We start from the raw sequence: 26483 nt of genomic DNA, 5'->3' as shown, positions 1-26483 counted from the left end.
CGCGGCGCGGGTTGACAGCCGTCCCGGTGAGGAGTTGGTTACTGACCACCTGGACGGTATTTGGGCGCTGCGTGCGCCCGGCCGGACGGCCGGCAACGACGCTCGGCGACCGCGGAGGACACAGCCCATGACCACAGCGACCGGGACCACGGGCACCGACGAGAGCTCCCGCCGGCTGGGCTCGGCGCCGGACCCGGCGCTGCTCGACCCGGCCGAGCGGATGGGCGTCGACGAGCTGCGCGCCCTGCAGCTGGAACGGTTGCAGTGGACCCTGCGGCACGTCTACGCGAACGTCCCGCACTACCGGACGGCGTTCGACGCCGCCGGGGTGCACCCCGACGACTGCCGCGAACTCGCCGACCTGGCGCGCTTCCCGACCACCGGCAAGGCCGACCTGCGGGAGAACTACCCGTTCGGGATGTTCGCCGTCCCGCAGGAAGAGGTCCGCCGGGTGCACGCCTCCTCGGGCACCACCGGACGGCCGACCGTCGTCGGCTACACCGAGGACGACATCGACATCTGGGCCACCGTCATGGCCCGCTCCATCCGGGCGGCCGGCGGCCGCGCCGGGGACAAGCTGCACAACGCCTACGGGTACGGGCTGTTCACCGGCGGGCTCGGGGCGCACTACGGCGCGGAGAAGCTGGGCTGCACGGTCATCCCGGTCTCCGGTGGCATGACCCCGCGCCAGGTGCAGTTGATCCAGGACTTCCAGCCGCGGGTGATCATGGTGACGCCGTCCTACCTGCTCACGATCATCGACGAGTTCGAGAAGCAGGGCCTGGACCCGCGTGCCTGCTCGCTGGAGATCGGCATCTTCGGCGCCGAGCCGTGGACCGAGGAGATGCGCCGGGAGATGGAGGAGCGCCTGGACATCGAGGCGATCGACATCTACGGGCTGTCGGAGGTGATGGGCCCCGGCATCGCACAGGAGTGCGTGGAGACCAAGGACGGCCTGCACATCTGGGAGGACCACTTCTACCCGGAGGTCATCGACCCGGACACCGGCGAGGTGCTGCCGGAGGGGGAGCAGGGCGAGCTGGTGTTCACCTCGCTGACCAAGCAGGCGATGCCGGTCATCCGCTACCGCACCCGTGACCTGACCCGGCTGCTGCCGGGCACCGCCCGGCCGGGCATGCGCCGGATGGAGAAGGTGACCGGCCGGACCGACGACATGATCATCCTGCGCGGGGTCAACGTCTTCCCGACGCAGATCGAGGAGGTCGTGCTCCGCACCCCGGGGCTGTCCCCGCACTTCTCCCTCGAGCTGACCACCCGCGGCCGGATGGACCACCTGGCCGTGCACGTGGAGGCCCGCCCGGACTGCCCGGCCGACCGGCGCGACGCTGCGGCCCAGGAGGTCGGCACGGCCGTCAAGGACACCATCGGGATCACCGTCGAGGTGTCCGTCGTCGACCCGGAGACGCTGGCCCGCTCGGTGGGCAAGCTGCAGCGGCTGACCGACCGCCGGGAGCGCTGATGACCGTGATCCCGGCGCGGCGGGGGAGGCCCGGCCATTCGCTGGACTCGCTGCTGGACACCGCGGTGGCTGTGTTCATCGAGCGTGGGTACGAGGCGACGAGCATGGACGAGCTGGCGGCCCGGCTCGGCGTCACCAAGTCGGCGATCTACCACCACGTGCCGAGCAAGGTGGAGCTGCTGCGGCTGGCGCTGGACCGCGCGCTGAACGCGCTGTTCGCCGTCCTGGACGAGCCGGGGGCGCTCGACGGCCCGGCCATCGACCGGCTGGAGCACGTCGTCCGCGGGTCGGTGCGGGTGCTGACCACCCAGCTGCCGTTCGTCACCCTGCTGCTGCGGGTGCGCGGCAACTCCGCCGTCGAGTCCGAGGCGCTGGACCGGCGCCGCGAGTTCGACCGGATCGTCACCGACCTTGTCCGCGCGGCCGAGGCGGAGGGCGACGTGCGGCCCGACGTCGACCCCGCGGTGACCAGCCGGCTGCTGTTCGGCACCGTCAACTCCCTCACCGAGTGGTACCGCCCCGGTCGTGGCCTGGACGCCGAGGCGCTGGCCGACGCGCTGGTCACGACCACCTTCAGCGGCCTGCGCACCGCAGCCGCACCCGTCCCTCCGGAGGCGCTCCGATGACCGCACCGCTGCTGCCGAGCTACGTCGCCGGCCGCTGGTACACCGCCTCCGACGAGGGGACGCCGATCGCCGACGCCGTCACCGGCGAGACAGTCGTCCGGGTGTCCAGCACCGGGCTGGACGTGCCGGCGATGCTCGACCACGCCCGCTCGGTCGGCGGTCCGGCGCTGCGCGAGCTGACCTTCCACCAGCGCGCCGCGCTGCTCAAGCAGCTGGGCCTGCGGTTGATGGCGGAGAAGGACGCGTTCTACGCGCTCTCCCGGCGCACCGGGTGCACCGACCGGGACACCGCGGTGGACGTCGACGGCGGCTTCGGCACGCTGCTGTCCTACGCCAGCAAGGCACGCCGGGAGCTGCCCGACGACACCGTGGTGCTCGACGGGGCACCCGAGCCGCTGGGCCGGGGCGGCACCTTCCTCGGCCAGCACCTGTACACGCCGCTGCGCGGGGTCGCGGTGCAGGTCAACGCGTTCAACTTCCCGGTCTGGGGCTTCCTGGAGAAGTACGCCCCCGCCTTCATCGCCGGCGTGCCGACCGTGGTGAAGCCGGGCAGTCAGACCGCCTACCTGACCGAGGCCGTCGTCCGCTCGATCGTCGACAGCGGCCTGCTGCCCGAGGGCAGCGTGCAGCTGCTGGCCGGCAGCGCCGCCGGCGTCCTCGACGGACTGGCCGGCCAGGACCTGGTCTTCTTCACCGGCTCGGCGTCCACCGCCCGCAAGCTGCGCAGCCACCCCGCGGTGGTGGCGAACTCGGTGCGGTTCAACGCCGAGGCCGACTCGCTCAACTGCGCGGTTCTCGGCCCCGACGCCACCCCGGACACCCCCGAGTTCGGCCTGTTCGTCGACCAGCTGGTCACCGAGATGACCGTCAAGGCGGGGCAGAAGTGCACCGCCATCCGCCGAGCGCTGGTGCCGCGCGAGCTGGCCGACGACGTCGTGGAGGCCACCCGGGCGAAGCTCGCCGAGGTCGTCGTCGGTGCGCCGGGCGCCGAGGGCGTCACCATGGGCGCGCTGGCCAGCCTGGACCAGCGGCAGGAGGTGCTCCGCGCGGTGAAGGCGCTGCGCGGGGTCGCCGACCTGGTCGCCGGGGACCCGGACGACTTCTCCGTGGTCGGCGCCGACCGCGACCGGGGGGCCTTCCTGCCGCCGATGCTGCTGCGCTGCGACGACCTCTCCGCCCGCGAGCCGCACGACGTCGAGGCGTTCGGGCCGGTCAGCACGGTGCTGCCCTACGACGGCGTGGCGCACGCGGTCGAGCTGGCGGCGCGCGGTCAGGGCAGCCTGGTGGGCTCGATCGTCACCCACGACCCGGCGGTCGCCCGGGAGTTCGTGCTCGGCGCCGCGCACGCGCACGGCCGCATCCTGGTGCTGGACCGGGACGACGCCGGGGAGAACACCGGCCACGGCTCCCCGCTGCCGGTGCTGGTGCACGGCGGCCCGGGGCGGGCCGGTGGCGGCGAGGAGCTCGGCGGCATACGCGGGGTGCTGCACCACATGCAGCGCACCGCCGTGCAGGGCTCGCCGGACATGCTGACCACGATCGGCGGGCGCTGGGTGACCGGCGCCGCGCGCACCGACGACGGCGTGCACCCGTTCCGCAAGTCGCTGGCCGAGCTGCGGATCGGGGACTCGGTGACCGCCGGGCCACGCGCGGTCACCCTCGCCGACATCGAGCACTTCGCCGAGTTCACCGGCGACACCTTCTACGCCCACATGGACGAGGCGGCCGCCGCGGCCAACCCGCTGTTCGGCGGGCGGGTCGCGCACGGCTACCTGATCGTCTCCTGGGCCGCAGGCCTGTTCGTCGACCCCGACCCGGGCCCCGTGCTGGCCAACTACGGGGTCGACAACCTGCGGTTCCTCACCCCGGTCAAGCCCGGCGCGGAGCTGACGGTCACCCTCACCGCCAAGCAGATCACCCCGCGGGGCGGCGCCGACCACGGCGAGGTCCGCTGGGACGCGGTCGTGGTGGACGGCGACGGACAGCCGGTGGCCACCTACGACGTGCTCACCATGGTCGCGAAGACCTGGCCCCCGGCGGCCGACCCGAGCTGATCGGCGGCAGAGGGGCTCAGCCGGCGGCGGTCGAGCCGTCCGGCCGGCGGGTGACCTCGACGTGCGGCCGGGTCTGCCACAGCGCCCACTCGGCGCTGACGTCGCCGGCGGTGCGCAGCAGCCGGGGGAGGTGCTCGGTGAGCAGCCGGTCGGTCGAGGTCTCCGCGGCGTGCACCGTCACGTTCATCGCGGCGCGCACGGCGCCGGCGCCGTCCCGGACCGGGACCGCGACCGAGCGGACGCCCGGGGCCAGCTCCTCGTCGGCCAGTGCCCAGCCACGGGCGCGGACCTCGGTCAGCTCGGTCTGCAGCTGGTCGGCGGAGCGACCGATGTAGGTCGGCAGCCCGGCCCGGCTGGGCTGGGCGAGGGTGGCCTCCAGCTCGGCGGGGGAGAGGCCGGCGAGCAGCACCTTGCCCTGCGAGGTCTGCACGGCGGGGAAGCGCGTCCCGATCTCCACCCGCAGCGTGATCAGCTTCGGGACGGCGACCCGGGCGACGTAGACGATGTCCGAGCCGTCCAGCTGGGCCATCGAGGAGGACTCACCGGTCTGCGCGACCAGTGCCTCCAGGTGCGGGCGGGCGATCTCCCACAGCCCCAGCGCCCCGACGTAGGCCATGCCGAGGGTGAGCACCTTGGGCGTGAGCCGGAAGGCACCGGCGGAGGAGCGGACGAAGCCGAGCTCCTCCAGGGTGAGCAGCAGCCGTCGCGCGGTCGGCCGGGCCAGCCCGGCGGCGGTCGCGACGTCGCTCAGTGACATGACCGGGTGGTCGGCGTCGAAGCAGGCCAGCACGTCCAGCCCGCGCGCGAGCGCCTCCACGAAGTCCGGCCCCGTGCCCCGTCCTGCCACTGTGTGCCACCTCCCCGTCCCGTTGCTGCTGGTGCGTCGCACCGCGCCGGGCCGGCGCGGTGCGACGGGTGTTCAGTGTGAGCTGTGCTGGTCCAGCGACGGCTCGCCGAACACGTTGCCCCGCGCTCCGTGAGTGGAGTGGGACTTGTACTCGGTGTAGGTGTACGGGTTGTCCAGCACGTCGTCGTCCGGCAGCGCCGGGTTCATGCCCGCCGCCCACGCCTCCGGGCCGAGGGTCGACTGCAGGTGCTCGACCGTCGCGTCGACGGTCCGCCGCACCGCGGCCAGGTCGGCGCCGACCAGCTGGTGCTCGTGCTTCACGACCCGGCCGCCGACGAGCACGGTGTGCACGTCGCCGCGCTGGGCCTGAAAGGCCACGTGCCCGTAGGGGTTCAGCAGCGGGAAGGAGACCGGCGACCGGTCGTTCTTGATCAGCACGACGTCGCCCTGCTTGCCCGGCTCCAGGCTGCCCAGGTCGTCCCGGCCCAGCGCCAGCGCGCCGCCGCGGGTGGCCCAGTCGACGACCTGCTCGGCCCGCAGGTGCACCTGGGTGACCGTCTGCCCCTGGGCGTGCGCCTCCAGGTGCTCCCGCGACCGGTCGGCGCCCAGCGTGCTGCGCATCGCGGAGAACAGGTCGCTGCTCCACCACACGCTGGTGTCCATGGACAGCGAGACCGGGATCCCGTGCCTGCGCACCTGCCAGGTGGGCGGGTAGCCCTGCCCGGCGCTCTGCTCGGACTCCGTGGACACCGAGATCGAGCCGCCGGTCGCGGCGATCCGGTGGTAGGAGTCGGTGGTCAGCGTGGCCGCGTGCACGTAGACCGTCTCGGGGGTCATGAAGCCGTTCTCGTGCATCAGCCGGATGCCCTCGTCGCCGGTGGCCCCCCAGACACCGGCGTGCGTGGTGACCGGCAGGCCGAGCTCACGCGCCACCTCGAACGCCGGCTTCTCCGGGAACGCCGGGTCGCCGGTGACGTCGAAGGCCAGCTGCAGGCCGAGCTTGCCCTCGTCCTGGCGGCGCTTCAGGAACGCCTGCACGGCCGGGTCGGTGGCCCACTCCCAGGGACCGGCCTGGATGTTGCCGTAGGCCAGCAGGAACCGGCCGGGCACCGCGAGCAGGGCGTCGGCGGCGGCCTCGGCGTGGTCGACGGTCTGCAACCCGTGCGACCAGTCGACCGTGGTGGTCACCCCGGCCTCGACGGCGTCCCAGGCCGACAGCAGGTTGCCGGCGTACACGTCCTCGGGGCGGAAGGCCTTGCCGTGCTCGAGGTAGTACCAGACGAAGTACTGGGTGAGCGTCCAGTCGGCGCCGTAGCCGCGCATCGCGGTCTGCCACATGTGCCGGTGGGTGTCGATCATGCCGGGCATCACGACGCCGCCCTGCGCGTCGATCTCCAGCGTCCCGGCCGGGACGTCGAGCTGCGGGCCGACGGCGGCGATCTTCCCGTCCACGACGAGCACGTCGGCGTCGGGCAGCACGGTGTGCGCGTCGTCCATGGTCAGCACGGTGCCGTTGCGCAGCACGACCGGGCGGTCGGTCGCCTGCCCCGCGACGTCGGTGTCGGGCTGGGACATCGTCTACCTCCAGGCCGTCACCGGACTGTCGCGGACGAATGTCCGCACAACGGTCAGCCTGGCGACCAGCCCACTGTCAGGGTGACTGCGACCACATGTCAAGGCGAACGGAGCTGTGACGACTTCCGGTTGACAGCGGCTGTCGGACGTGTCGAGACTCGGCGTCACTCCGGACGCCCGTCCGCTTGACGGCGCTGCACCGCTCGAGGGGCCACACCCGATGACCGAACACCCACTGCCGCCCGGCAGCTCGCCGGGCCGGGGGCCGCTCTCCGGCCTGCTGGTGGCCGACTTCTCCCGGGTCCTGGCCGGGCCCTACGCCACCATGCTGCTGGCCGACATGGGGGCCGAGGTGGTCAAGGTGGAGAGCCCCGGCGGCGACGACACCCGCAGCTGGGCGCCGCCGGTGCGCGAGGGGGTGTCGACCTACTACCTGGGCGTGAACCGCAACAAGCGCTCCATAGCCCTGGACCTCAAGGACCCCGCCGACGCCGCCGCCGCGCAGGAGCTGGCCCGCCGCGCCGACATCGTGATCGAGAACTTCAAGACCGGCGGCCTGGGCCGCTTCGGCCTGGACTACGCGAGCGTCAGCGCGACCAACCCCGGCGTGATCTACGCCTCGATCACCGGCTTCGGCAGCGGCCCGGCCGGTGCGCCGCTGCCCGGGTACGACCTGATCGTGCAGGCGATCTCCGGCCTGATGAGCCTCACCGGCGACCCCAAGGGCGAGCCGTTCCGGGCCGGCATCTCCGTCTTCGACGTGATGGCCGGGCTGCACGCCACCATCGGCGTGCTCTCGGCGCTGAACGTCCGGCACGAGACCGGCCGCGGCCAGCACGTCGAGGTCAACCTGCTGTCCTCGGCGCTGTCCGGGCTGGTCAACCACGCCAGCGCCGTCGTCGCCGGTGGCGTCGTCCCGTACCGGATGGGCAACAGCCACCCGAGCCTGTTCCCCTACGAGCCGCTCCCGTGCGCCGACGGCGACCTGATCATCACCGCCGGCAACAACGGCCAGTTCCGCCGGCTGGTCGAGGTGCTCGGCGTGCCCGAGCTCGCCGACGACCCGCGGTTCGCCCGCAACGAGGACCGGACGGCCAACCGGGACGAGCTGCGCCCGCTGCTGGTCGAGCGGCTGAGCACCCGGTCCAAGCGGGACTGGTTCGACGACATCATCGCCGCGGGCGTGCCCTGCGGGCCGATCAACACCGTCGACCAGGGGGTGGCCTTCGCCGAGTCGATCGGCCTGGACCCGGTGGTGACCGTGGGGGAGGGCGAGGCGGGCGTCCCCTCGGTCCGCCACCCGATCACCTTCTCCGAGACCCCGGCCGACTACCGGCTGCCGCCGCCGGCCCTGGACGAACACGGTGCCGAGCTGCGACGGTGGCTGGCCACCGAGGAGGACGCGTGACCACCCCCGAGTACCCGACGGCGCTGGGCGCCTCCAGCCGCGAGTCGATCACGCTGCTGGGCACCGACCTCGCCCGCGACGTCATGGGCACCGTCGGCTTCGGCGAGCTGGCCTTCTGGCTGGCCACCCAGCGGCGGCCCACGCCGGGGGAGACCCGGGTCTTCGAGGCGGTGCTGGCCGCGCTCGCCGACCACGGCTTCACCCCCACCGCGATCGTCACCCGGCTCACCTACCTGTCGGCGCCGGACTCGGTGCAGGGGGCGCTCGCCGCCGGCCTGCTCGGCGGTGGTTCCCGGTTCCTCGGGGTCACGGAGGACTCCGGCCGCTTCCTGGACGACGTGCTGACCGGCGTGGACGGCGCGCTGCCGACCGACGACGCCGGCTGGGACGCCCTGGCCCTGGAGACGGTGACCGCCCAGCGGGCGGCACGACGCTTCGTCCCCGGGCTCGGCCACCACGTGCACAAGGACGGCGACCCGCGCACCCCCCGGCTGTTCGAGATCGCGACCGAGGAGGGGCTGTTCGGCCCGCACCTGTCGCTGTTCGCCGCGATTGGCCGGGTCCACCCCCAGGTGCTCGGCAAGACACTGCCGCTCAACGGGGCCGGGGTGTGCGGTGCGGCGCTGGCCGACCTGGGCCTGCCGCTGGAGCTGCTCCGCGGCTTCGCCCTGCTCGCCCGCACGGCCGGGCTGATCGGGCAGCTGGCCGAGGAGCTGCGGCACCCGGTCGCCAACGACGTCTTCCTGTCCGTGGACCTCAACAACCGGTCCGTCGCCCCCGACCCGTACCTCCCTGACCTCAACGGAGACAGTCATGGCTGAACTGGCCGCGGTGATCGCGTCCACCCACCACCCCTTCTACTACCGGGCCAGCACCGCCACCGGCGCCGACCGGCCGCCGTTCGCCGACGAGTGGGTGGCGAAGATCGAGGCGTTCCGCGAGACGCTCACCCGCGCGGAGCCCGACGTCCTGGTGATGGTCGGCAGCGACCACTTCCACCAGCTCTGGCTGGACAACATGCCGCAGTTCCTGGTGGGCAAGGCGCCGTTCTTCGACGCCAACTTCCACAACGAGGAGCGCGAGTTCGGGCTGCCGAAGATGACGCTGCGCGGCGAGGAGGACCTGGCGGCGCACCTGCTGCGGGACGGGCTGGACCGGGACTTCGACCTGGCGTTCAGCAACGAGCTGCGGATCGACCACAGCATCACCTGCCCGATCATCACGCTGCGCCCGCAGGCCGACCTGCCGATCGTGCCGGTCTACACCAACATCTTCGCCCCGCCGCTGCCGCAGCCGAAGCGCTTCGTCCAGCTGGGCCGGGCGATCCGGGAGATGGTCGAGTCCTGGGAGAGCGACAAGCGGGTGGCGGTGATCGGCACCGGGCACCTGTCCCTGGAGCTGGGCGGGCCGCGGCAGTTCGGCGAGCACGGGCCGGACCCCGAGTTCGACCGCAAGGCCGTCGAGTGGATCGCCAGCGGGGACATCGAGGGGTGCCTGGCCGAGGTCTCCCTGGAGTCCCTGCACCACCCGGGCAACGCCACCCACGGGTTCATGGACTTCATGCTGATGATGGGCGTGGCCGGCGAGGGCGCGAAGGCCGACCACGTCGACACCCTGGACCTGTTCCACACCATGGAGGCGTACTTCACCTGGTACCCCAACGGGGTACCGAGCACGGGCGGGGTGTCGGCATGAGCAAGTACCTGCTGGACAAGTTCCTGTTCACCGTCGACCGCGACCCCGAGCTGACCGAGCGCTACCGGGAGGACCCGGCCGGCACGGTGACCTGGTGGGAGGCCGAGATGGCCAACACCGTCCTCAACTGCATCCCCGCCGAGAAGACCACCTGGCTGGCCTTCACCGACGAGGAGCGGCGGGCGCTGGCCGAGCACGACCACGTCGCACTGTTCGAGATGGGCGCGCACCCGTTCCTGACGCTCACGCTGTTCATCGCGCTGTTCGAGCGCGACCACGGGCCGATGGAGTACCAGCGCGCCTACGGGAAGGCGATGGAGCACATCTCCATGCCCTACCCCGACATCGCGACCTGAGCCGGTGCGCGCTGCCGTCCTGAACCGGCCGGGCGAGCCGCCCGCCCTCGCCGAGCACCCGGACCCGGTGCCCGGCGAGGGCCGGACCCTCGTTCGGGTGACCGCCGCCCCGGTCGTGCCGCTGGACCTGCTCTGCGCCTCCGGGACGTCGTACTTCGGCCGCCCGGCCGTGCCCTACGTGCCCGGCGTGCAGGGGGTGGGGGTCGTGGTGTCGTCGGCGGCGCTGACACCCGGCACCCGGGTCTGGTTCGCCACCTCGGCGGGGATGAGCCCCGGCGACGGCAGCCTGGGTGAGTTCTGCGCCGTGCCGGACGCCGACGTCGTCCGGCTCGCCGGGGACCTGCCCGACCCGGTCGTGGCGGCGCTGGGCCTGTCGGCGGTCGCCGGCTGGATGGCGCTGACCTGGCGCGGCCGGCTGCAGCCCGGGGAGCGGGTTCTGGTTCTCGGTGCCGGAGGCGCGGTCGGCCAGGCCGCGCTGGGGGCCGCCCGCGCGCTGGGGGCCGGGCGGGTGGTCGGGGTCTGTCGCTCGCCGTCCGCGGCCGACCGTGCTCGCCGGGCCGGCGCCGAGGACGTCGTCCTCACCGGGGACGGCGGCGACCTGGCTGCGCGGATCCGGCAGACGGTCGGCTCGGACGTCGACCTCGTCGTCGACCCGGTGTTCGGCGCCGTGGCGGCGGCCGCGTGCTCGGTGCTGGCGCCCGGCGGGCGGCTGGTCAACCTGGGTGGCGCGGCCGGGGACGCCGCCGAGTTCTCCTCCGCCGTGCTGCGCAGCCGGAGCATCGACGTGCTCGGCTACACCAACAACGCGCTCACCGGCGAGCAGCGGGCCGCCGCGCTGACCGCGGTGCTGCGGCACGCCGCGGCCGGGCAGCTCCGGGTGGAGCACGCCGTCCTCCCGCTGGCGCGGGTCGAGGAGGCCTGGGCGGCCACCGCCGCCGGGGGCGGGAGCCGGTCCGTCATCGAGCTGTCGGCGCGCTGACCGGACACCGCCGGTGGTGACGGATGGGACGCGTGTGCCCGGAGAGTGACGCGACCACCGTCACCCGATGAAATGCGCGCAACGGATTGTCACGATCAGATCACGCCGTTAGGTTTGCCGGGTCCAGTCGGTCGCCACGTCCCCACCCGGGGAGCCCGACCGGACGCCGCCGAGTCGCCCTCCGGGGCGAGCCGGGGACCCACCGCACCACTGGGGTGAATCCCGCGCCCGGACGACCGTCCGGGCAGGGTAGGGCTGCTTCCCGCCCGAACCCGTCAGCTGACCTGGTAGGCGGCACACGGAAGACACCTGTACGGAGCACTCCTGCCCATGCGCGCCCGCACCACCACCTCTGCCGCCACCGGCCGACGCCGTCCGCCGGCCGGCATCCGCCGCCCCGGGCTGTACCTGGGCATCGCGGCGGCCGGGGCCGTCCTGGTCAACGTCGTCGTCGGCGTCGGCCCAGCGGCCCAGGCCGACCCCGTGGCCTCCCAGCCGGTGAGCGTCGCCGAGCAGCTGGGGCTGGCCGCCCAGTCCGGCGCCGTCGACGGGACCGAGGACCTCCGGCCGCTCGAGGAGCTGGCAGCCAGCCGGGCCACCCGGGAGGCCGAGCAGACCGCCGCCCAGCAGGCCCAGGCCGCGGCCGACCAGGCAGTGCTCGACCAGCAGGCAGCGGAGGCGGAAGCAGCACGCCTCGCCGCCGAGGCCGCGGCTGCCGCGGAGGCCGAGGCCGCTCGGGTCGCCGCCGAGGCCGCCGCTGCCGCCGAGGCCGAGGCCGAGGCGCAGGCAGCCGCCGCTGCTCCGGCACGGGCCGGGACCGCGGCCAAGCCCGCCGCCGCGGCGGCCGCGACCCCCGGCACCGCGGTGACTGCGACCGCGAAGATCAACAACTCCGCCGGACCGATCAAGCCGCAGGCGCAAGCTGCCGCGAACGCCGTGGTCAGCAACGTGCCCGGCGCCGGCTCGATCACCCTGGGCGGCACCCGGCCCAGCGCTGCCGACCCGCACGGTCACCCGTCGGGGCTGGCGGTGGACTACATGGTCATGTCCAACGCCGCCCTCGGTGACGCGATCGTCGCCTACCACGTGGCCAACTGGGCCGAGCTCGGCGTCGACTACATCATCTGGGAGCAGCGGATGCTCTCCTCGCCCGGTGGCTCCTGGAAGCAGATGGAGGACCGGGGCAGCGTGACGGCGAACCACTTCGACCACCCGCACGTCAACTACCGCTAGGGACACGGTCGGCAACGGCCGCCCACAGGGCGGCCTCAGGGCTGTTGGGCAGCTTCCAGTTCGCTGTGCCAGGCGTGTTGCGGCGCGACGAGCATCAGTGCGCTCCGCAGCCAGTGACGCTGGCGGCCGTCCAGGACGTCGACGACCGCGTGGAAGTCATCGAGGTCCTTGCGTCGTGGCTTGTGGCTCTTGTGCAGCAGTTGGACCTCGGGGCCGAGGATGAGCAGCTCGTCGGTGGAGGTGGGCCCAGCGAGCTCCGACACTGCCCGGCGGATACGGGGGTCCCGCCGGTAGATCCATTCCTCACCGTCGGTGTCATCGACCATCAGCTGCAGTGCCCAAGGCGCAGCCGGCTCTGGCCGGCACCAGATGTCGTGCACCGACGCAGGCAGAGTCGTGCCGATCGGCCACGGACGCAGCATGCCGGGCGGGTCAGCTGCGTGAACGTCCCAGCCACGCAACACCTCACGAACCTCGGGAAGGTCGCGCCGCAGAACCAGCACGTCGGTGTCGGCGTGAGGGCGGGTGCACCGACCTAGAAACAGATCCAGCGCCCAGCCCCCGGCGATCCACCACGGCACCGACAGCCCGCCCAGTACATCCACCACCGCAGGGATGGACAGGGGACTCCAACTCTCGATGTCGCCTGGCACGGCCGCACGCTAGCCGACGACCGCCGTCTGCGGGCTGTCGCCGTGGTGCCCCCCGTGGGCCGTTCAGGGACACCGCCCACAGGGCGGCTCACGGGACACGGCGGTGGCTGGCCGCTTGGGTTCGTTCACTGATGGGTGACGATCAGTGCCGGTGGCAGACGCCGCTGCCAGGCTGGCCGTTGTGACCAGCCGGGATGTCGTCGTAGAGCTACGCCCCCTTCCGCTCGCGCGTGCAGTGAGTGGCATTGCTCTGGTGGCGGCCATCCTCCTCATACCTCTCGCCCTCACCGCCGACCTTCCGGTGTGGTTTGCGGCCGCGTTGGTCGCCGTGGCGGTGGGGGGCGGCGCGTACGCCGCAGTCGGAACTCTGAGCCACGCCTCCGCGCTGGCTGACGGTTGGCTGGAGGTCCGGAACCGGCTGAGCACCCGCCGATTGCAGCGCGCGGACATCGAGCGAGTGTCCTTGGCTTGGACGATGGGGGTTGGGTCCAACCGCCGACTCGTGGTGCACCTGAAGGACGGAGCCACCGTGCCCCTTGCAGCGACCGAAAGTCTGCCGCTACCCGGGCAGCGTCGGGCGCTGGAGGAACAGTCGGCGGAACTGCTGCACTGGCTGCGCGACCACCGCTCCCAGTAGATGCTGGGCCGTCGTGTCCATCGGTGTCCCGGAGTGGGCCGCTCAGGGACACTCCGGCACCACTGCCCGGTCTGTATCGGCGGGTCTGGCGTCAGGGGTCCTGGGGCTTGGAAGCACGGCCGGCTGCGGGCGCCGGTGCTGGCGGGTCCGGCACCGCAGCGCCACGATGTGGGTGTGCTGCGGTCGCTGCTCCGGGCCGCGCTGATCGGTGCGATCGTGCTGGTCGTGGTAGTCGGCCTGCTGTGGACGTTCCAGCGCCGGCTGGTGTACCTGCCCGACGCCGGCCCGGTGCCGCCCGCTGCCGAGGCCGTCCCCGGTGGCCGGGACGTCGAGCTGACCACCGCCGACGGGCTGACCCTCGGCGCGTGGTTCGTGCCCGGCCCGACGGCCGACGCACCGGCCGTGCTCGTGGCCAACGGCAACGGCGGCCACCGCGGGGTCCGGGCGCCGCTGGCCCGGGCGCTGTCGTCAGCCGGGCTGGCGGTGCTGCTGTTCGACTACCGCGGGTACGGCGGCAACCCGGGCAGCCCGACCGAGGCCGGGTTGGCCCTCGACGTCCGCGCGGCGCGCGACTGGCTGCTGGCCGACGGCGGGGTCCCGGCCGAGCGGCTCCTCTACTACGGGGAGAGCCTGGGCGCCGGCGTCGTCACCGAGCTGGCCGTCGACCACCCGCCGGCCGGGCTCGTGCTGCGCTCCCCGTTCGTCGACCTGGCCTCCGTCGGCCGCGAGCACTACCCGTTCCTGCCGGTCCGGCTGCTGCTGCGCGACAGTTACCCGGTGGCCGAGCACGTCGCCCGGGTCGAGGTGCCCACCACCGTCGTCCTCGGCACCGCCGACTCGATCGTGCCGCCGGAGCAGAGCAGAGCGGTGGCCGCTGCCGCCGGGCAGCTGCACCGCACGGTCGAGGTGCCCGGCGCCGACCACAACGACGCCGTCCTGCTGGACGGCGACCAACTGGTCACCGCCGTCGTCGAACTCGCGAACCTGACCACCGACCCCTGACCGACAGAAATGGCCATTTCTGTCGTCGCGGGTCAGGTGCCGCAGAAGGTCTGGTAGGTGGCGCCGAAGTCGGCGGGGGCGGGGGTGGCGTACCGCTCCAGGCCCGGCCGCTCCGCGTACGGGTGGGTCACGGCGTCGAGCAGGGGACCGAGCGGGGCCAGGTCGCCTGCGGTCGCTGCGGTGAGCGCCTCCTCGACGAGGTGGTTGCGCGGGATGTAGAGCGGGTTCACCCGATCCATGGCGTCGGCGTCCGGGGCCAGTGCGCGCCAGCGCTCCGACCACGCGTCGAACGAGGCCAGGTCGAGGAAGAGGTTGCGGACCGGGTCGACGTCGCCGCGGGCGGCAGCGCCGAGCAGCCGGAACGCGGACGTGTGGTCGACGTGGCCGGCCTGCAGCAGGGTCAGGAACTCCTCGACCAGCGGCGCGGCCACCGCGTCGTCCAGCCCCTCCGGCAGGCCCAGCTTGGCCCGCATCCCTGCCGACCAGGCGGCGTCGTACTGCGGCCGGAACTCACCCAGGGCCGCCACCGCGAGCTCGATCGCCCGCTCCTGCTCCTGCTCCTCGGCGAACAGCGGCAGCATCGCCTCGGCGAGCCGGGCGAGGTCCCACTCGGCCACGATCGGCTGGTTGCCGTAGGCGTAGCGCCCGCCGTGGTCGATCGAGCTGTACACCGTGGCCGGGTCGTGGGCCTCCAGGAAGGCGCACGGGCCGTAGTCGATCGTCTCGCCGGAGATGGTCACGTTGTCGGTGTTCATCACCCCGTGCACGAACCCCACCTGCATCCACCGGGCCACCAGCTCGGCCTGGGCGGTGACCACCGCGGCGAAGAGCGCCAGGTACGGGTTCTCGGCCTGCGCGGCGTCCGGGTGGTGCCGGCTGATCGCGTGGTCGGCCAGCCGGCGCAGCAGCTCGGCGTCCCCGCTGACCCGGGCGTACTGGAAGCTGCCCACCCGCAGGTGGCTGCTCGCCACCCGGGCCAGGACGGCGCCGGGCAGCAGCGTCTCCCGGCGCACCGAGCGCCCGGTCGCGACCACGGCCAGGGAGCGCGTGGTGGGGATGCCGAGGGCGTGCATCGCCTCGCTGATCACGTACTCGCGCAGCATCGGACCGACCGCGGCCAGCCCGTCGCCGCCGCGGGCGAACGGGGTGCGCCCGGAGCCCTTGAGGTGCAGGTCGCGCAGCCGGCCCTCCACGTCGGTCAGCTCGCCGAGCAGCAGCGCCCGGCCGTCGCCCAGCCGCGGGACGAAGCCACCGAACTGGTGCCCGGCGTAGCCCTGGGCGACGGGGGTGGCCCCGGCCGGGACGGCGGTGCCGACCAGCAGGCGCAGCCCGTCGGCGGTCCGCAGCGCGGCGGGGTCGAGCCCGAGCTCGGCGGCCAACGGCTCGTTGAGCAGGAGCAGCCGGGGATCCGGGGCGTCGTCGGCCTGCCAGGCGACGGCCAGCTCCGGCAGCTCCCGGGCGAAGCGGTGGTCCAGGCTGAGGGTCGGTGCCGGTGCGAGACTCACCCCACCGAGGCTACGTCGGATCCCGGGAGCGGCCAGTCGCCGCAGCGTCGGCTCAGAGCCGCGGCGCGAGGTGCTCGACGGCCCAGGAGCGCAGCGTGGTGGGCGTCGTGCTGAGCACCGAGCGCGGGTCGGCGGGCACGAAGTCCTCCCGCAGGCCGCGGGACATCCCGACGAACCCCTCGACCTGGGCCTCGGTCAGCCACGCCGCCCGGAGGCCCGCGCGCAGGTCGTCGTCACCGATCTGCTCGGCGCGGACCGCCCGGCCGGTGGTGGCGGCGACGATCCCGGCCACTCCCTCGAAGCTCAGGTCCTCCGGCCCGTGCACGGCGAGCACCCGTCGGCCGGACCAGCCCGGGGACAGCAGGTTGGCCACCGCCACCTCCCCGATGTCCCGGGGGTCGACCCAGGGCATCGGCCGGTCGATCGGCATGGTGGTGCGCAGCACGCCCTCCCGCAGCCCGTCGAGGTCGGACAGCAGGTTGCTGAAGAAGTACCCGCACCGCAGGTGGAGCACCGCGGCGCCGGTCTCCTCCAGCTGCTCCTCGGTGCGCGCGAGCCCGTCGATCATCCCGACGCCGCTGCGCTTCTCAGCGCCGACGCTGCTCTGGAACACGACCCGGGACACCTGGTTCTCCCGCACCGCGCGGGCGGCGACCGCGCCCATCCGGGTGGACGTGGCGACCGGGTCGTCGTCCAGCGTCGGCGGGTCGACCCAGTAGAGGGCGTCCGCGCCCTCGGTCGCCCGCAGCACGGTGTCCAGGTCGCCCTGGTCACCGACCACGAGGTCGACCCGCTCCCGCGTCTGCGGGTCCAGCTTCTCCGGGGAGCGCAGCAGCAGGGTGGGCCGCAACCCGGCCTGCAGGAGCAATCGGACCACGCGGGAGCCCACGTGCCCGGTCGGGGTGGTGACGACGATCCTCATCGACAGCCTCCGGTGGATGCGTGTGTGCTGTGCCGTACCCGGCCATGCCAGCACGGGGTGCCGACAGTTCTCCGGCGAGCGCGCGGCCGCGCCTCGTCCCCGGACACCCCGGACGTCCGGAAGACTCTGCCCGCCGTCACCTGGGCACGGCGGTCGAGACGAGGACGGTGCGAGATGAGCGCGGACGGACGACGGACAGCGGCCACGGTGGCCGGGCTGGTCTTCCCGGCCCTGCTGCTGGCGGGGTGCACGGACGACGGCCAGGCCGAGGCCATCCGCTCCTACGAGGTCGACCTGGTGGCCGACGCCGACGGCTCGCTGGAGGTCGAGGAGACGATCGCCTACGACTTCGGCGACGAGGAGCGGCACGGGATCGAGCGGCTGATCCCCGAGCGGGCGCCCTTCGAGCAGACCCGCGACCGGCTCTACCCGATCAGCGACGTCGTCGTGCAGAGCCCCACGGGTGCGCCCACGGACACCGAGGTCACCAGCGAGGACGGCGTGCTGACCGTCCGGGTCGGCGACCCGGACACCGAGGTCACCGGCGAGCACACCTACGTGCTCAGCTACCGGGTCGAGGGGGTCGCCGACCCGGGAGACGACGGCGACCGGTTGGCCTGGAACGCGGTCGGGACCGGCTGGGAGGTGCCGATCGAGCAGGTCGACGTCCGGCTGACCGGCCCGTCGGGCGCGGCGCCGGTCGCGGGGGACTGCGTGGTCGGTACGGACGACGCCCTGATCGCCTGCCCCATGGACATCGAGGCCGTCGGTGCGCTGCGCGCGGAGGCCACCGGGCTCGACCCGGGGGAGGGCGTGACGGTCAGCGCCACCTACCCGGCGGGCACCTTCGCCGGCGCGGAGCCGGTGCTCGAGGAGACGTTCAGCCCGGCGCAGGCCTTCCGCCTCACCCCGGCGACCGCGGGGCTGGCCGTCGGCGGGCTGCTGCTCCTCGTCGTCCCGCCGCTGCTGCGGGCCCGGCGGAGCCGCCCGGCCGGAGCCGGGCCGCGGGCGCCGCAGCTCACCCCGCCACAAGACGCCCGGCCGGCCCAGCTCGGCACCGTGCTCGACGGCCGCGCCCAGCGGCACGAGGTCCTCGCCACCCTGCTGGACCTGGCCGTCCGCGGCCAGCTGCGGATCGAGGAGGTCGCCGTCGACCCCGCCGACGACGAGCCGGACACCGACGTCGCCCCGGACTGGCGGCTGGTCCGCACGCCGGTCGACCAGCGGGGGCTGCGCCCCTACGAGCAGCTGCTGCTCGACGACGTCTTCGCCGACGGCGAGGTCGTCCTCCTGTCGGACCTGCAGTCACGGTTCCCGGCCATCGCGGGCCGGGCCTGCGCGGCGATGTACCGCGACGTGGTGGAGCTGGGCTGGTTCCGCGCCGACCCGGCCGCGGTCCGGCGTCGCTGGTACGCCCTCGGCACCGGGGTGCTCGTCGCCGGCGTCGTGCTGACCGTCGTCCTGGCCGTCACCAGCACCTGGGCGCTGGCCGGCACCGGCGTCGTCCTGGCCGGGCTGGTCCTGCTGGGGCTGGCCGGGCGGATGCCGCAGCGCACCCCGGAGGGCGCCCAGGTGCACGAGCGGGCGGCCGCGTTCCGCGACCAGCTCGCCACCTCCGACGGGGCGTGGTCCGCCGACGCGGACCAGCTGGCCGACCTCGCCGACGCGGCGCGCACCGACCTCCGGGTCCGGTACCTGCCGCACGCGGTGGCCCTGGGGGTGGCGGAGGAGTGGACCACCACGGTGCAGGCGGACGGCCCCGGGGCCACCCCCGCCTGGTACGTGCCCGCGCACGGTGCCGGGTACGTCGGCGTGTGGCCGGCGCTGCTGGCGTTCTCCGCCCCGGACAACCCGGCGCTCTCCCCGCCGGCGACCGCGGGCAGCGGGACCGGCTCGACCTACGTGGGCGGCGCAGCCGGGGGAGGGGGCGGCGGCAGCTGGTGACCCGGCGTCACACCGGCTCGACGACCGCGCCCTCCGCGGGGACGCCCAGCGGGACGACGACCGGCGGACCCCCGTCCCGGGGCCAGGCCCGGTGGTCGCGGAAGGCCAGCGGAAGCCCGCGCGCGGTGAACGGGTCGGCGGAGTCCATCGCCTGGACGTGCACGTGCGGCTGGGTGGAGTTGCCCGAGTTGCCGCACTCGGCCAGCTGCTGACCGGCCGTCACCGGGTCGCCGGGACGCACCTGGAGCGACCCCTCGCGCAGGTGGGCCAGCACGACGTGGGCGCCCCCGGACTCGAGCTCGAGGACCACGTGGTTGCCGGCCAGGGCGCCGGCGCCGCCGCGGGCCCGGCCCGCTTGGGTGAGGGCGTAGGGCACCCGGGCGGCCTGCGAGCGGCGCGCCACGCCGTCCGGTTCGCCGTCGTGCACCGACACCACCCGCCCGGCCGCCGGGGCCAGCACCGGCTGCCCGAAGGCGACGAACCGGTCCACCGGCTCGGTGCTCAGCAGCGACCGCCAGTCCCGGGTGGTCGCCGTCCGCCGTCCCCGCACGGCGGTGAAGTCGATGGCATACGTGGTGGCGAACAGGTGCGTGCCGTGGCTCGGCACGCGACGCGCCGGGCTGTTCTCCACCCGCCAGGTGCCCCGGAACGGCAGCTGCAGCACCACCTCGCCGGGGTCGGTCATCAGAGGTCGCGGCGGACGAAGGACATCGCGGCCAGCGCCCACACCATCGCCACCCACAGCACCGCCCAGCCCAGGTAGGTGAGGGTCAGCGGTGCCGTGCTGAGGAACGGGAAGGCCCCGGCACCCTCGTCGGCCCCGCCGAACTGGACGATCGCCGACGGGTCCTGGAAGGCGTTCATCGCCCCGCGCCAGAGCCCGTCGGTGGGCAACAGCACCCGCGACACGCTCCCGACCCGGCCGACGGCGTCGTTGCCCAGTGCCTCGCCGATCGCGCCGACCACCCCGGCCACCCAGGTGGTGCAGAACAGGCCGACCGCCACCACGCCCGACGCCATCGGCGAGATGACGGTCGCGAGCAGCACGGTGAGGGTCAGCAGCACGACGGTCTGGGCGGCGAGCAGGGCCAGCGCGGTCGCCGGCGCCGGCGGCCAGTAGTCGACGGTCAGCCGGACGACCAGGATCTGAGCCAGCCCGGCCAGGACGACGAATCCGCTGCCGAACGCGACCAGCCCCAGCCACTTGCCCAGCAGGAACGCCGAGCGACGGATCGGCCGGGCGAGCATGGACAGCGCGATGCCCGACTCGGTCTCCCCGGACAGCGTCGGGCCGGCCAGGAACGCGGTGCCCAGGGCGGCGACCAGGCTGTAGCCGAACATCACCAGGTTCAGCAGGATCGACGCGGTCAGCCGGGCCTCACCGCTGGTCAGCGACTCGGCCGCCAGCCGGGAGAAGCCCCAGCTGCTCAGCCCGAGCAGGACGACGGTCAGCGCGGCGAGGGCGAACAGCACCCGCCGGCGGGAGGCCTCGCGCAGGGTGAGCGCGGCGATGGTCAGCACCGTCCGGGCCGTGCTCACGACGGGCCCGCCGCACGGCTCGCGGCGCCGTCCCGCAGGATGCCGAGCAGGCGCTCCTCCAGGCTGATCCGCACCGGCTCGACCGCGTGCACCCGGGCCCCGAGGGAGACCAGGTCGCGCACCAGGTCGGGCACCGCCGTCCCGTCGTCGTCGGCGGACAGCGCGACGGTGGACCACTCGCCCTCCCGGTCGACCCGGCCGAGGGCGGCGAGCCGCTGCTGCGCGGCGGGGGAGAGGTCGGTCAGGTGCAGCCGCACCTCGCGCTGGCCGAGCAGCTCGGCGAGCGTGCCGGAGGCGGCGACCCGACCACGGTCCAGGACGACGACCCGGTCGCAGACCCGCTCGACCTCCCCGATCAGGTGCGAGTTGAGCAGCACCGCGACCCCGCGGGACCGCAGCTCCAGCACGATGTCGCGCACGTCGGCCCGGCCCAGCGGGTCCAGGGCGCTGGTCGGCTCGTCCAGCACCACGAACTCCGGCCGGCCCACCAGCGCGACCGCCAGCCCCAGCCGTTGCTGCATGCCCTTGGAGAACCCGCCCACCCGGTCGTCGCCCCGGCCGGACAGCCCCACCAGCGCCAGGCAGTCGCGCTGCTCGGCGGCGGGCACCCCGGCACCGGAGAGCCGGGCGTGCAGCGCCAGCACCTCGGCCGCGGTCAGCCAGGGCTGGTAGCGGAAGAGCTCGGGCAGATAGCCGACCCGGGCGCGGGCGGCCGGGTCGGCGGACCGCTGCCCGAGCAGCATCGCCTCCCCGGCGTCCGGGCGGACCAGGCCGAGCAGCATCTTGATCACGGTGGTCTTGCCCGCACCGTTGGGCCCGAGCAGCCCGACGATCTCGCCCCGGCCCACCTGCAGCGACACGTCCTCGACGGCCAGGTGCTTGCGGTACTGCTTGCGCAGCCCGGTGCACCAGGCCGCCGGTGCCGGGGGCAGGCCGGCCACCAGGTCGGCGGCGGCCTGCACCCCGGCACCGCTGTCCACCGTGCTCATGCTCAGCGCAGGTCCCGGGCGACGGACAGCAGCTCGTCGGTGTCCAGCGAACCGGCCACCGCGGTCACCACGCCGTCGGAGACCCAGACCACGGCCGCCATCGCGCCGTCGTTGCCGGTCAGCACCGTGGCCTCCTCGCCGTCCACCTCCGCCGTCGAGGTGGTGGCCAGCTCGGCGGGGACGGGCAGCGGGAGGGTCGAGCCGTCGGCGGTGAAGGTCCGCAGCTGCGCGGCGACGTCGTCGGGCAGACCGGGCAGCGACAGCAGGTGGTCGCGGACCGTCTCGAACGGGACGCCGGAGGAGTACGCCGACGGGGCGACGGCGCGGCCCACGACGAGTGCGGGGAGTCCGGACTCGGAGGACCAGACCTGCGCGACGCCCGGCCCGGCGACCAGCCGCACCGAGCTCCCGTCCAGGCCGGGCGGCGGCGGGGGCAGCACCTCACCGGCTGCGGCGGCGGCCTGCGCGGCGCGGTCGGCCGAGTAGGTGAAGGTGGCGCTGAGCTGGCCGCCCACCGAGATCATCGGCTCGCCGGTGACCCCGCGGGGCAGGGTGGCCACCTCGGGCACGTCCAGCCCGGACTCCTCCGCGGCGGTTGCTGCGTCGGGGACCTCGTGCACGTCCGGGTCGCCGGTGAGCTCGACATCGCCGTAGGCGCTCAGGTCCGGCAGCGCGACCAGGTCGTTGGTGGTGAGGCTCAGCGGGGCGATCTCCTCGGTGCGGAAGACCTGCAGCCAGTCGTTGGCGGCCGCCGTCCCGGCACCGGCCAGGACGACGCCGAACGCGAGCACCGCCGCGGCCGGCCGGCGCAGGAACCCGCGGGACCGGCTCGGCCGGACGCGCTCGGGACGAGCGGCCGGCGCGGCAGCGGGCAGGGCCGCGGTGAGCCGCCGCCAGCCGGCGTCGACGTCGGGGCTGCCCTCGGTCGCCAGCGCGGCGCCGACGAGGTCGGCGTCCCGGCGGGTGGCGGCCAGTGTGGCCAGGCACTGCGGGCACCCGGCGACGTGCGCCCGGTCGGGATCGGGGACGCCGGCCGGCTCGTCGAGCAGGCGGCGCAGCGTGCCTTCAGTCGGATGACGCATGACGGGTCAGCTCCTTGCGCAGTGCGGATTCGGCGCGTCGGACGGTGGTGCCGACGCTGCCGGGGGACATGTCGAGTGCCGTGGCGACCTCGGCGTAGCTGAGGCCGCTGTGCCGGAGCACGAGGGCCACGGCCTGCTTGCGGGGCAGCCCGCCGAGCGCGGCCCGGACGCGGCTGCGGTCCTCGCGGGTGAGCACCGCCTCGGCCACGTCGGGGGTGACGACGTCGCCGAGGCGGTGAACGGTCTCCTCCCGGGACGCGCGGCGGCGTCCGGAACGGATCAGGTTGAGTGCGGTGTGGACGGCGGCGACGGACAACCAGCCGGGCGCCTCCGCGGCCGGCACGGTGGACCGGCCGAAGGCCATGAACACCTCCTGGGCGACGTCCTCGGCCTCGTCCCGCGAGCCGAGCACCCGGGCGGCCACGGCCACGACCTGCGGGTAGTCGCGCCGGAACACCTCGCCGAGGTCGGACCGCACGGCACCGGACACGGCACCCGCCACCGTCCTGTCCTCCCTCTCGACCCGACCTGCTGTGCGCCCCGGCATCGGCAGCCGTACCGCCGCCGGGGCTCCGTACCGAACGAGGTCCATGTCTCTACAGCACCGCCGCGAGCCCAGATGTGACACCCGGTCGCTGCGAGTCTGCCCGGCTCAGGCGGCGACCCAGCGGATCGGCAGCCGCTTCACCCCGCGCTGGAAGCTGGACCGGAGCAGCGCCGGCGGCCCGGCCGGCTCCAGCACGCTGGTGCGCCGCAGCAGCTCGGCGAACAGTGCGCGCATCTGCACCCGGGCCAGCTGGGCGCCCAGGCAGAAGTGCGGCCCGTGGCCGAAGGACAGCTGCGGGTTGGGCGCCCGGTGGACGTCGAAGCGCTCCGGCTCGGCGAAGACCCGCTCGTCCCGGTTGGCCGAGGTGAAGGAGACGACCACCTTGTCCCCGGCCCGCACCCGGGTGTCACCGATCGTGACGTCGCGGGTCGCCGTCCGCCGGAACACCATCACCGGCGTCCACCAGCGCAGCATCTCCTCGACCGCGCCGGGCAGCAGCCCCGGGTCGGCCCGCAGCTGGGCCAGCGTCTCCGGGTGGGACAGCAGCGCGATGAGCCCGCCGGGCAGCCCGTTGCGCAGCGTCTCGTTGCCGGCCACCGCGAACAGCCAGAACATGTTCTCGAACTCGGCGTCGCTGACCGGCGGGTCGTCCCCGTCGGCCTGGGCCAGCAGGATCGACATGACGTCGCGTCCCGGCGCGCGGCGCTTCTCCTCGGCCAGCAGCCGCGCGTAGGCGTAGAGGTCCGGCATGCCCTCGCGGGTGCGTGGGTCGGGCAGCCGCCCGTCGGCGTCGGGCACCGGGCGCAGCGCCACCGCCTGCCGAGCCAGGTCGGTGCCCCGGCTGGCGTCGAACGCCGCCGAGGAGGCGTAGTCGGGGTCCTGCCAGCCGATCACCCGGTTCGACCAGTCGAACATCAGCCAGCGGTCCTCGGCCGGGACCCCGAGCACGTCGGCGAGGGTGACCAGCGGCAGGTCGGCGGCGACGTCCCTGGCGAAGTCGCACCGGCCCTCGCTGGCACCGGCGATCATCCGGTCGACCAGCGCCGCCGCGGTGGCCTCGATCGAGGCGGTCAGCGCAGCCACCGCGCGCGGGGTGAACGACCGGGTCAGCAGGCGGCGCAGCCGGGAGTGGTCCGGCGGGTCCATGTTCAGCATCATCCGGCGGACCCAGGGCAGGTCCCCGGCGTCCTGGACCTGGGTGGCCCCGAGCCAGGAGGAGAAGGTGGCCGGGTCCTTCAGCACCTGCTCGACCTCGGCGTGCCGGAGGACCAGCCAGCAGCCGGGTCCGGCCGGCTCCTCGACCCAGGTGACCGGACCCGCGGCGCGCAGCCGGGCCAGCTCCGCCAGCGGTGGGCCCGTCTCGTAGGTGGCCGGGTCCAGCAGGTGGGCGGTCTCCTGCGGCTGGGTCACAGGTCGTCCAGGAAGCGCTCCACGGTGGTCAGCAGCGCGACGGGCGTCTCGAACATCGCGTAGTGGCCGGCGTTGGTCAGCACCTCGAGGGAGGCGTTCGGGTACTGCTGCAGGAAGGTCTGCTCCATCACCGCGGCGCTCAGCGCCGGGTCGTGCTCGCCCACCACGACCCGGACCGGCACCGGGTTGCCCTGCACCTCGGCGGAGAAGTCGGTGCCCGCCCAGGCGTCCAGGTACGCGCCGAAGGCGGCGGGGTCGGACTGGTCGAGGGAGAACTGCACCATCCGGTCGAGCCAGGTGCGGCTCAGCCGGCCACCGGTGGTGAGGTCGAGGATCGCGTAGCGGTTGCCCCGGTCGCCCGCGGCGCCCCGGAAGAGCTGCTCGGCCTGCTCGTCGAAGGGGACGCCGGTGGACGGGACCGGGCTCACCCCGATCAGGCCGGTGACCCGGCCGCCGGCGTCGACGAGCACCCGCTGCATCGCGCTGCCGCCCATCGAGTGCCCCAGGACGGCGAACGACGACCACCCCTGCGCGTCGACGGCGGCCAGGGCGTCGGCGGAGATCTCGGCCAGCGTGTGCTCGCCGCCCTCCGCGCGGCGTGCGCCGTACCCGCGGTAGTCCAGGAACAGGACGCTGTACCGCTCCTCGTCGATCAGGTCGGCGAAGGGGCCCCACCCGGTCGCCGAGCCGAACCAGCCGTGCAGTGCCAGGACCTTCCGGGGGCCGGTGCCGACCACGAGCGGTGCGTTCGCCATCCCGGGAGTGTCGTGGGCCACACGGTGGGGAGGCAAGGGCCGTCAGCCGCGACGCCGGAGCTCCAGCCACAGCCAGCCGGCCAGCGCGACCGGCACGGCGAGGAAGGCGGTCATCGCCGGCACGGTGCCGAAGGTCGAGCCCAACCAGGCCAGCAGCAGCGGGGTGCCGAACCCGGCGTAGGCGAAGGCGTAGAAGGCGCTGTTCATCGCGCCGCGTGCCTGCGGTGGCGCCAGCCGGGCGGTGAGGGTCAGCCCGGCGGTGAGGCAGAGCCCACCCGCGCCGCCGAGCAGCGCCGCCGAGGGGAGCAGCAGCGCCTCGGACCCGGTGACGATCGCCGCGACGCCGAGGGCGTGCCCGGCCGCGGCGAGCACCATCCCCAGCGGTGCCGCGCCCCGAGCCGCGCGCCGGCCGAGCCGGGCGGCGACCGCACTCGCGCCCAGCGCCAGCCCCGCGACCAGCCCGGCGTAGGCGACGCCCACCCCGTCGGGGACCACCAGCAGCGGCAGCAGCGTCGCCGCGATCGTCGGGAAGGCGAACACCCCGACGGCGGTGGGGGCCAGCACCGCCCAGAAGGGGCGACGGGCCTCCGGGGGCAGGCCCAGCGTCATCAGCTTGCCGCCGTCGCGGGCCTGCACGGTCTCCGGCACGGTGACCAGCGCACCCAGCCCGACGACCAGGACGGCGACGTGCACCAGGTACGGCAGCGTCGTCGGGGCCGGGCCGTACTGGGCGAGCAGCCCGCTCATCGCCGGTGCGACGGCGAAGCCCAGCGACGTGGACACCGCGCCCCGGGTGGCCGCCGACTGCTGGCCGTCCGGGCCGGCCAGCTCCTGCAGCCAGGCGTTGGCCACGGAGAAGACCACCCCGGAGACGACGCCCTGCAGCAGCCGCCCGACGTAGAGCAGCGGCAGGTGGTCGACGGCAGGCAGGAACAGCAGGGAGACCAGGCCGGCGAGCACGGCGAACGGCAGGACCAGCGCCCGCCGGCCGAACCGGTCCGAGGCGGGCCCCGACAGGGTCAGCGCGGCGATGAGGCCGATCGCGTAGCAGCCGAAGACGGCAGTGACGTCGGCATCGGAGAGGTCCAGCGTGCGCCGGTAGACCAGCAGCAGCGGGGTGGGGATGTTGGTGCCCAGGGCGACGGTGAACAGCCCGAAGGTCAACGCGTCCAGCCGTCGCCGCGCAGGGTCCCGCTGGAGGGTGTCCGCCGGCATCCCCGGGACGCTACCGGGATGCGGCGAGTC

General features: G+C 74.3%; 25 protein-coding genes and 1 riboswitch. Of the genes, 12 read left to right on the top strand and 13 right to left on the bottom strand.

The features are described from left to right. Positions 1-127: 127 nt before the first annotated feature. The 3 genes from paaK to paaZ are packed head-to-tail and all read left to right on the top strand — an operon-like array spanning position 128 to position 4160. Positions 128-1480, top strand: a complete 1353-nt coding sequence (gene paaK / locus O2V63_RS08965; protein WP_269167194.1) for a phenylacetate--CoA ligase PaaK — start codon at positions 128-130, stop codon at positions 1478-1480. Continuing rightward, on the top strand, positions 1480-2106 hold the full coding sequence (locus tag O2V63_RS08960) for a TetR/AcrR family transcriptional regulator (protein WP_269167193.1): 627 nt from the start codon (positions 1480-1482) through the stop codon (positions 2104-2106). The genes paaK and O2V63_RS08960 overlap by 1 nt, the downstream gene beginning before the upstream one ends. Next, on the top strand, positions 2103-4160 hold the full coding sequence (gene paaZ / locus O2V63_RS08955; RefSeq protein WP_269167192.1) for a phenylacetic acid degradation bifunctional protein PaaZ: 2058 nt from the start codon (positions 2103-2105) through the stop codon (positions 4158-4160). Before O2V63_RS08960 ends, paaZ begins: the two co-directional genes overlap by 4 nt. Positions 4161-4176: 16 nt before the next feature. On the opposite strand, the gene O2V63_RS08950 is transcribed toward paaZ, so the two are convergent. Continuing rightward, positions 4177-5007 carry an IclR family transcriptional regulator domain-containing protein gene (locus O2V63_RS08950; protein WP_269167191.1) on the bottom strand — a complete coding sequence of 277 codons (831 nt, stop codon included), beginning with the start codon at positions 5005-5007 and terminating at the stop codon, positions 4177-4179. Positions 5008-5079: 72 nt separating this feature from the next. Continuing rightward, positions 5080-6582: an amidohydrolase family protein gene (locus O2V63_RS08945; protein WP_269167190.1), complete on the bottom strand. Its 1503-nt coding sequence runs from the start codon at positions 6580-6582 to the stop codon at positions 5080-5082. A 220-nt stretch (positions 6583-6802) separates the two neighbouring features. Between O2V63_RS08945 and O2V63_RS08940 the strand changes: the two genes are divergently transcribed. The 6 genes from O2V63_RS08940 (at position 6803) to O2V63_RS08915 (ending at position 12253) form a co-directional block, all read left to right on the top strand. After that, complete coding sequence (locus tag O2V63_RS08940; protein ID WP_269167189.1) at positions 6803-7990, top strand: CaiB/BaiF CoA transferase family protein; 1188 nt, start codon at positions 6803-6805, stop codon at positions 7988-7990. Continuing rightward, positions 7987-8811 (top strand): citryl-CoA lyase, encoded by an 825-nt coding sequence (locus O2V63_RS08935; RefSeq protein ID WP_269167188.1) that lies wholly within the window; start codon positions 7987-7989, stop codon positions 8809-8811. Before O2V63_RS08940 ends, O2V63_RS08935 begins: the two co-directional genes overlap by 4 nt. Continuing rightward, the gene (locus O2V63_RS08930) at positions 8804-9685 is read left to right on the top strand and encodes an extradiol ring-cleavage dioxygenase (protein WP_269167187.1); all 882 of its coding nucleotides are present in this window, start codon (positions 8804-8806) and stop codon (positions 9683-9685) included. Before O2V63_RS08935 ends, O2V63_RS08930 begins: the two co-directional genes overlap by 8 nt. Further along, entirely contained in the window at positions 9682-10041 is a 360-nt protein-coding gene (locus tag O2V63_RS08925) for a hypothetical protein (RefSeq protein WP_269167186.1), read from the top strand. Before O2V63_RS08930 ends, O2V63_RS08925 begins: the two co-directional genes overlap by 4 nt. A 4-nt stretch (positions 10042-10045) precedes the next feature. Continuing rightward, entirely contained in the window at positions 10046-11020 is a 975-nt protein-coding gene (locus O2V63_RS08920) for a quinone oxidoreductase family protein (RefSeq protein WP_269167185.1), read from the top strand. Between the two features lie 157 nt (positions 11021-11177). After that, positions 11178-11329, top strand: a riboswitch (cyclic di-AMP (ydaO/yuaA leader). 21 nt (positions 11330-11350) lie between these two features. Beyond that, positions 11351-12253 (top strand): hypothetical protein, encoded by a 903-nt coding sequence (locus O2V63_RS08915; protein ID WP_269167184.1) that lies wholly within the window; start codon positions 11351-11353, stop codon positions 12251-12253. Positions 12254-12288: 35 nt separating this feature from the next. Here O2V63_RS08915 and O2V63_RS08910 read toward each other — a convergent pair whose 3' ends face one another. Next, entirely contained in the window at positions 12289-12906 is a 618-nt protein-coding gene (locus O2V63_RS08910; protein ID WP_269167183.1) for a nucleotidyltransferase domain-containing protein, read from the bottom strand. 151 nt (positions 12907-13057) lie between these two features. Between O2V63_RS08910 and O2V63_RS08905 the strand changes: the two genes are divergently transcribed. Next, positions 13058-13543 (top strand): PH domain-containing protein, encoded by a 486-nt coding sequence (locus tag O2V63_RS08905; protein WP_269167182.1) that lies wholly within the window; start codon positions 13058-13060, stop codon positions 13541-13543. A gap of 174 nt (positions 13544-13717) precedes the next feature. Next, a complete protein-coding gene (locus O2V63_RS08900) occupies positions 13718-14545 on the top strand; it encodes an alpha/beta hydrolase (RefSeq protein WP_269167181.1) in 828 nt (275 codons plus the stop codon). Between the two features lie 32 nt (positions 14546-14577). On the opposite strand, the gene O2V63_RS08895 is transcribed toward O2V63_RS08900, so the two are convergent. Continuing rightward, positions 14578-16050 carry a protein adenylyltransferase SelO gene (locus O2V63_RS08895; protein WP_269167180.1) on the bottom strand — a complete coding sequence of 491 codons (1473 nt, stop codon included), beginning with the start codon at positions 16048-16050 and terminating at the stop codon, positions 14578-14580. A 52-nt stretch (positions 16051-16102) separates the two neighbouring features. Beyond that, complete coding sequence (locus O2V63_RS08890) at positions 16103-16972, bottom strand: NmrA family NAD(P)-binding protein (protein WP_269167179.1); 870 nt, start codon at positions 16970-16972, stop codon at positions 16103-16105. A gap of 174 nt (positions 16973-17146) precedes the next feature. Between O2V63_RS08890 and O2V63_RS08885 the strand changes: the two genes are divergently transcribed. Next, positions 17147-18916 carry a DUF2207 domain-containing protein gene (locus O2V63_RS08885; RefSeq protein WP_269167178.1) on the top strand — a complete coding sequence of 590 codons (1770 nt, stop codon included), beginning with the start codon at positions 17147-17149 and terminating at the stop codon, positions 18914-18916. Positions 18917-18923: 7 nt separating this feature from the next. Here O2V63_RS08885 and O2V63_RS08880 read toward each other — a convergent pair whose 3' ends face one another. The 8 genes from O2V63_RS08880 to O2V63_RS08845 all read right to left on the bottom strand — a co-directional run bounded on the left by O2V63_RS08880 (position 18924) and on the right by O2V63_RS08845 (position 26453). Continuing rightward, positions 18924-19601 carry a M23 family metallopeptidase gene (locus O2V63_RS08880; RefSeq protein WP_269167177.1) on the bottom strand — a complete coding sequence of 226 codons (678 nt, stop codon included), beginning with the start codon at positions 19599-19601 and terminating at the stop codon, positions 18924-18926. After that, a complete protein-coding gene (locus O2V63_RS08875) occupies positions 19601-20455 on the bottom strand; it encodes an ABC transporter permease subunit (protein ID WP_269167176.1) in 855 nt (284 codons plus the stop codon). The genes O2V63_RS08880 and O2V63_RS08875 overlap by 1 nt, the downstream gene beginning before the upstream one ends. Then, positions 20452-21444: an ABC transporter ATP-binding protein gene (locus O2V63_RS08870; RefSeq protein ID WP_269167175.1), complete on the bottom strand. Its 993-nt coding sequence runs from the start codon at positions 21442-21444 to the stop codon at positions 20452-20454. The genes O2V63_RS08875 and O2V63_RS08870 overlap by 4 nt, the downstream gene beginning before the upstream one ends. A 2-nt stretch (positions 21445-21446) precedes the next feature. Continuing rightward, positions 21447-22526 carry a hypothetical protein gene (locus O2V63_RS08865; RefSeq protein ID WP_269167174.1) on the bottom strand — a complete coding sequence of 360 codons (1080 nt, stop codon included), beginning with the start codon at positions 22524-22526 and terminating at the stop codon, positions 21447-21449. Further along, on the bottom strand, positions 22510-23028 hold the full coding sequence (locus tag O2V63_RS08860) for a sigma-70 family RNA polymerase sigma factor (protein WP_269167173.1): 519 nt from the start codon (positions 23026-23028) through the stop codon (positions 22510-22512). The genes O2V63_RS08865 and O2V63_RS08860 overlap by 17 nt, the downstream gene beginning before the upstream one ends. A 150-nt stretch (positions 23029-23178) precedes the next feature. After that, on the bottom strand, positions 23179-24483 hold the full coding sequence (locus O2V63_RS08855) for a cytochrome P450 (RefSeq protein WP_269167172.1): 1305 nt from the start codon (positions 24481-24483) through the stop codon (positions 23179-23181). Further along, the gene (locus O2V63_RS08850) at positions 24480-25238 is read right to left on the bottom strand and encodes an alpha/beta fold hydrolase (protein ID WP_269167171.1); all 759 of its coding nucleotides are present in this window, start codon (positions 25236-25238) and stop codon (positions 24480-24482) included. The genes O2V63_RS08855 and O2V63_RS08850 overlap by 4 nt, the downstream gene beginning before the upstream one ends. A 42-nt stretch (positions 25239-25280) precedes the next feature. Further along, positions 25281-26453 carry an MFS transporter gene (locus tag O2V63_RS08845; protein WP_269167170.1) on the bottom strand — a complete coding sequence of 391 codons (1173 nt, stop codon included), beginning with the start codon at positions 26451-26453 and terminating at the stop codon, positions 25281-25283. Positions 26454-26483 lie beyond the last annotated feature (30 nt).

Source organism: Modestobacter sp. VKM Ac-2977, from assembly GCF_026968045.1.
Classification (GTDB): Bacteria; Actinomycetota; Actinomycetes; order Mycobacteriales; family Geodermatophilaceae; genus Modestobacter.
Note: the sequence above shows the minus strand (reverse complement) of the source record. Positions and strands in the feature narration are given on the sequence as shown.

Excerpts from the sequence above, each read along its gene's own strand:
- paaK (WP_269167194.1), top strand. The coding sequence starts at position 128 with ATGACCACAGCGACCGGGACCACGGGCACCGACGAGAGCTCCCGCCGG.
- O2V63_RS08960 (WP_269167193.1), top strand. The coding sequence starts at position 1,480 with ATGACCGTGATCCCGGCGCGGCGGGGGAGGCCCGGCCATTCGCTGGAC.
- paaZ (WP_269167192.1), top strand. The coding sequence starts at position 2,103 with ATGACCGCACCGCTGCTGCCGAGCTACGTCGCCGGCCGCTGGTACACC.
- O2V63_RS08945 (WP_269167190.1), bottom strand. The coding sequence starts at position 6,582 with ATGTCCCAGCCCGACACCGACGTCGCGGGGCAGGCGACCGACCGCCCG.
- O2V63_RS08940 (WP_269167189.1), top strand. The coding sequence starts at position 6,803 with ATGACCGAACACCCACTGCCGCCCGGCAGCTCGCCGGGCCGGGGGCCG.
- O2V63_RS08930 (WP_269167187.1), top strand. The coding sequence starts at position 8,804 with ATGGCTGAACTGGCCGCGGTGATCGCGTCCACCCACCACCCCTTCTAC.
- O2V63_RS08925 (WP_269167186.1), top strand. The coding sequence starts at position 9,682 with ATGAGCAAGTACCTGCTGGACAAGTTCCTGTTCACCGTCGACCGCGAC.
- O2V63_RS08915 (WP_269167184.1), top strand. The coding sequence starts at position 11,351 with ATGCGCGCCCGCACCACCACCTCTGCCGCCACCGGCCGACGCCGTCCG.
- O2V63_RS08890 (WP_269167179.1), bottom strand. The coding sequence starts at position 16,972 with ATGAGGATCGTCGTCACCACCCCGACCGGGCACGTGGGCTCCCGCGTG.
- O2V63_RS08885 (WP_269167178.1), top strand. The coding sequence starts at position 17,147 with ATGAGCGCGGACGGACGACGGACAGCGGCCACGGTGGCCGGGCTGGTC.
- O2V63_RS08880 (WP_269167177.1), bottom strand. The coding sequence starts at position 19,601 with ATGACCGACCCCGGCGAGGTGGTGCTGCAGCTGCCGTTCCGGGGCACC.
- O2V63_RS08870 (WP_269167175.1), bottom strand. The coding sequence starts at position 21,444 with ATGAGCACGGTGGACAGCGGTGCCGGGGTGCAGGCCGCCGCCGACCTG.
- O2V63_RS08865 (WP_269167174.1), bottom strand. The coding sequence starts at position 22,526 with ATGCGTCATCCGACTGAAGGCACGCTGCGCCGCCTGCTCGACGAGCCG.
- O2V63_RS08850 (WP_269167171.1), bottom strand. The coding sequence starts at position 25,238 with ATGGCGAACGCACCGCTCGTGGTCGGCACCGGCCCCCGGAAGGTCCTG.
- O2V63_RS08845 (WP_269167170.1), bottom strand. The coding sequence starts at position 26,453 with ATGCCGGCGGACACCCTCCAGCGGGACCCTGCGCGGCGACGGCTGGAC.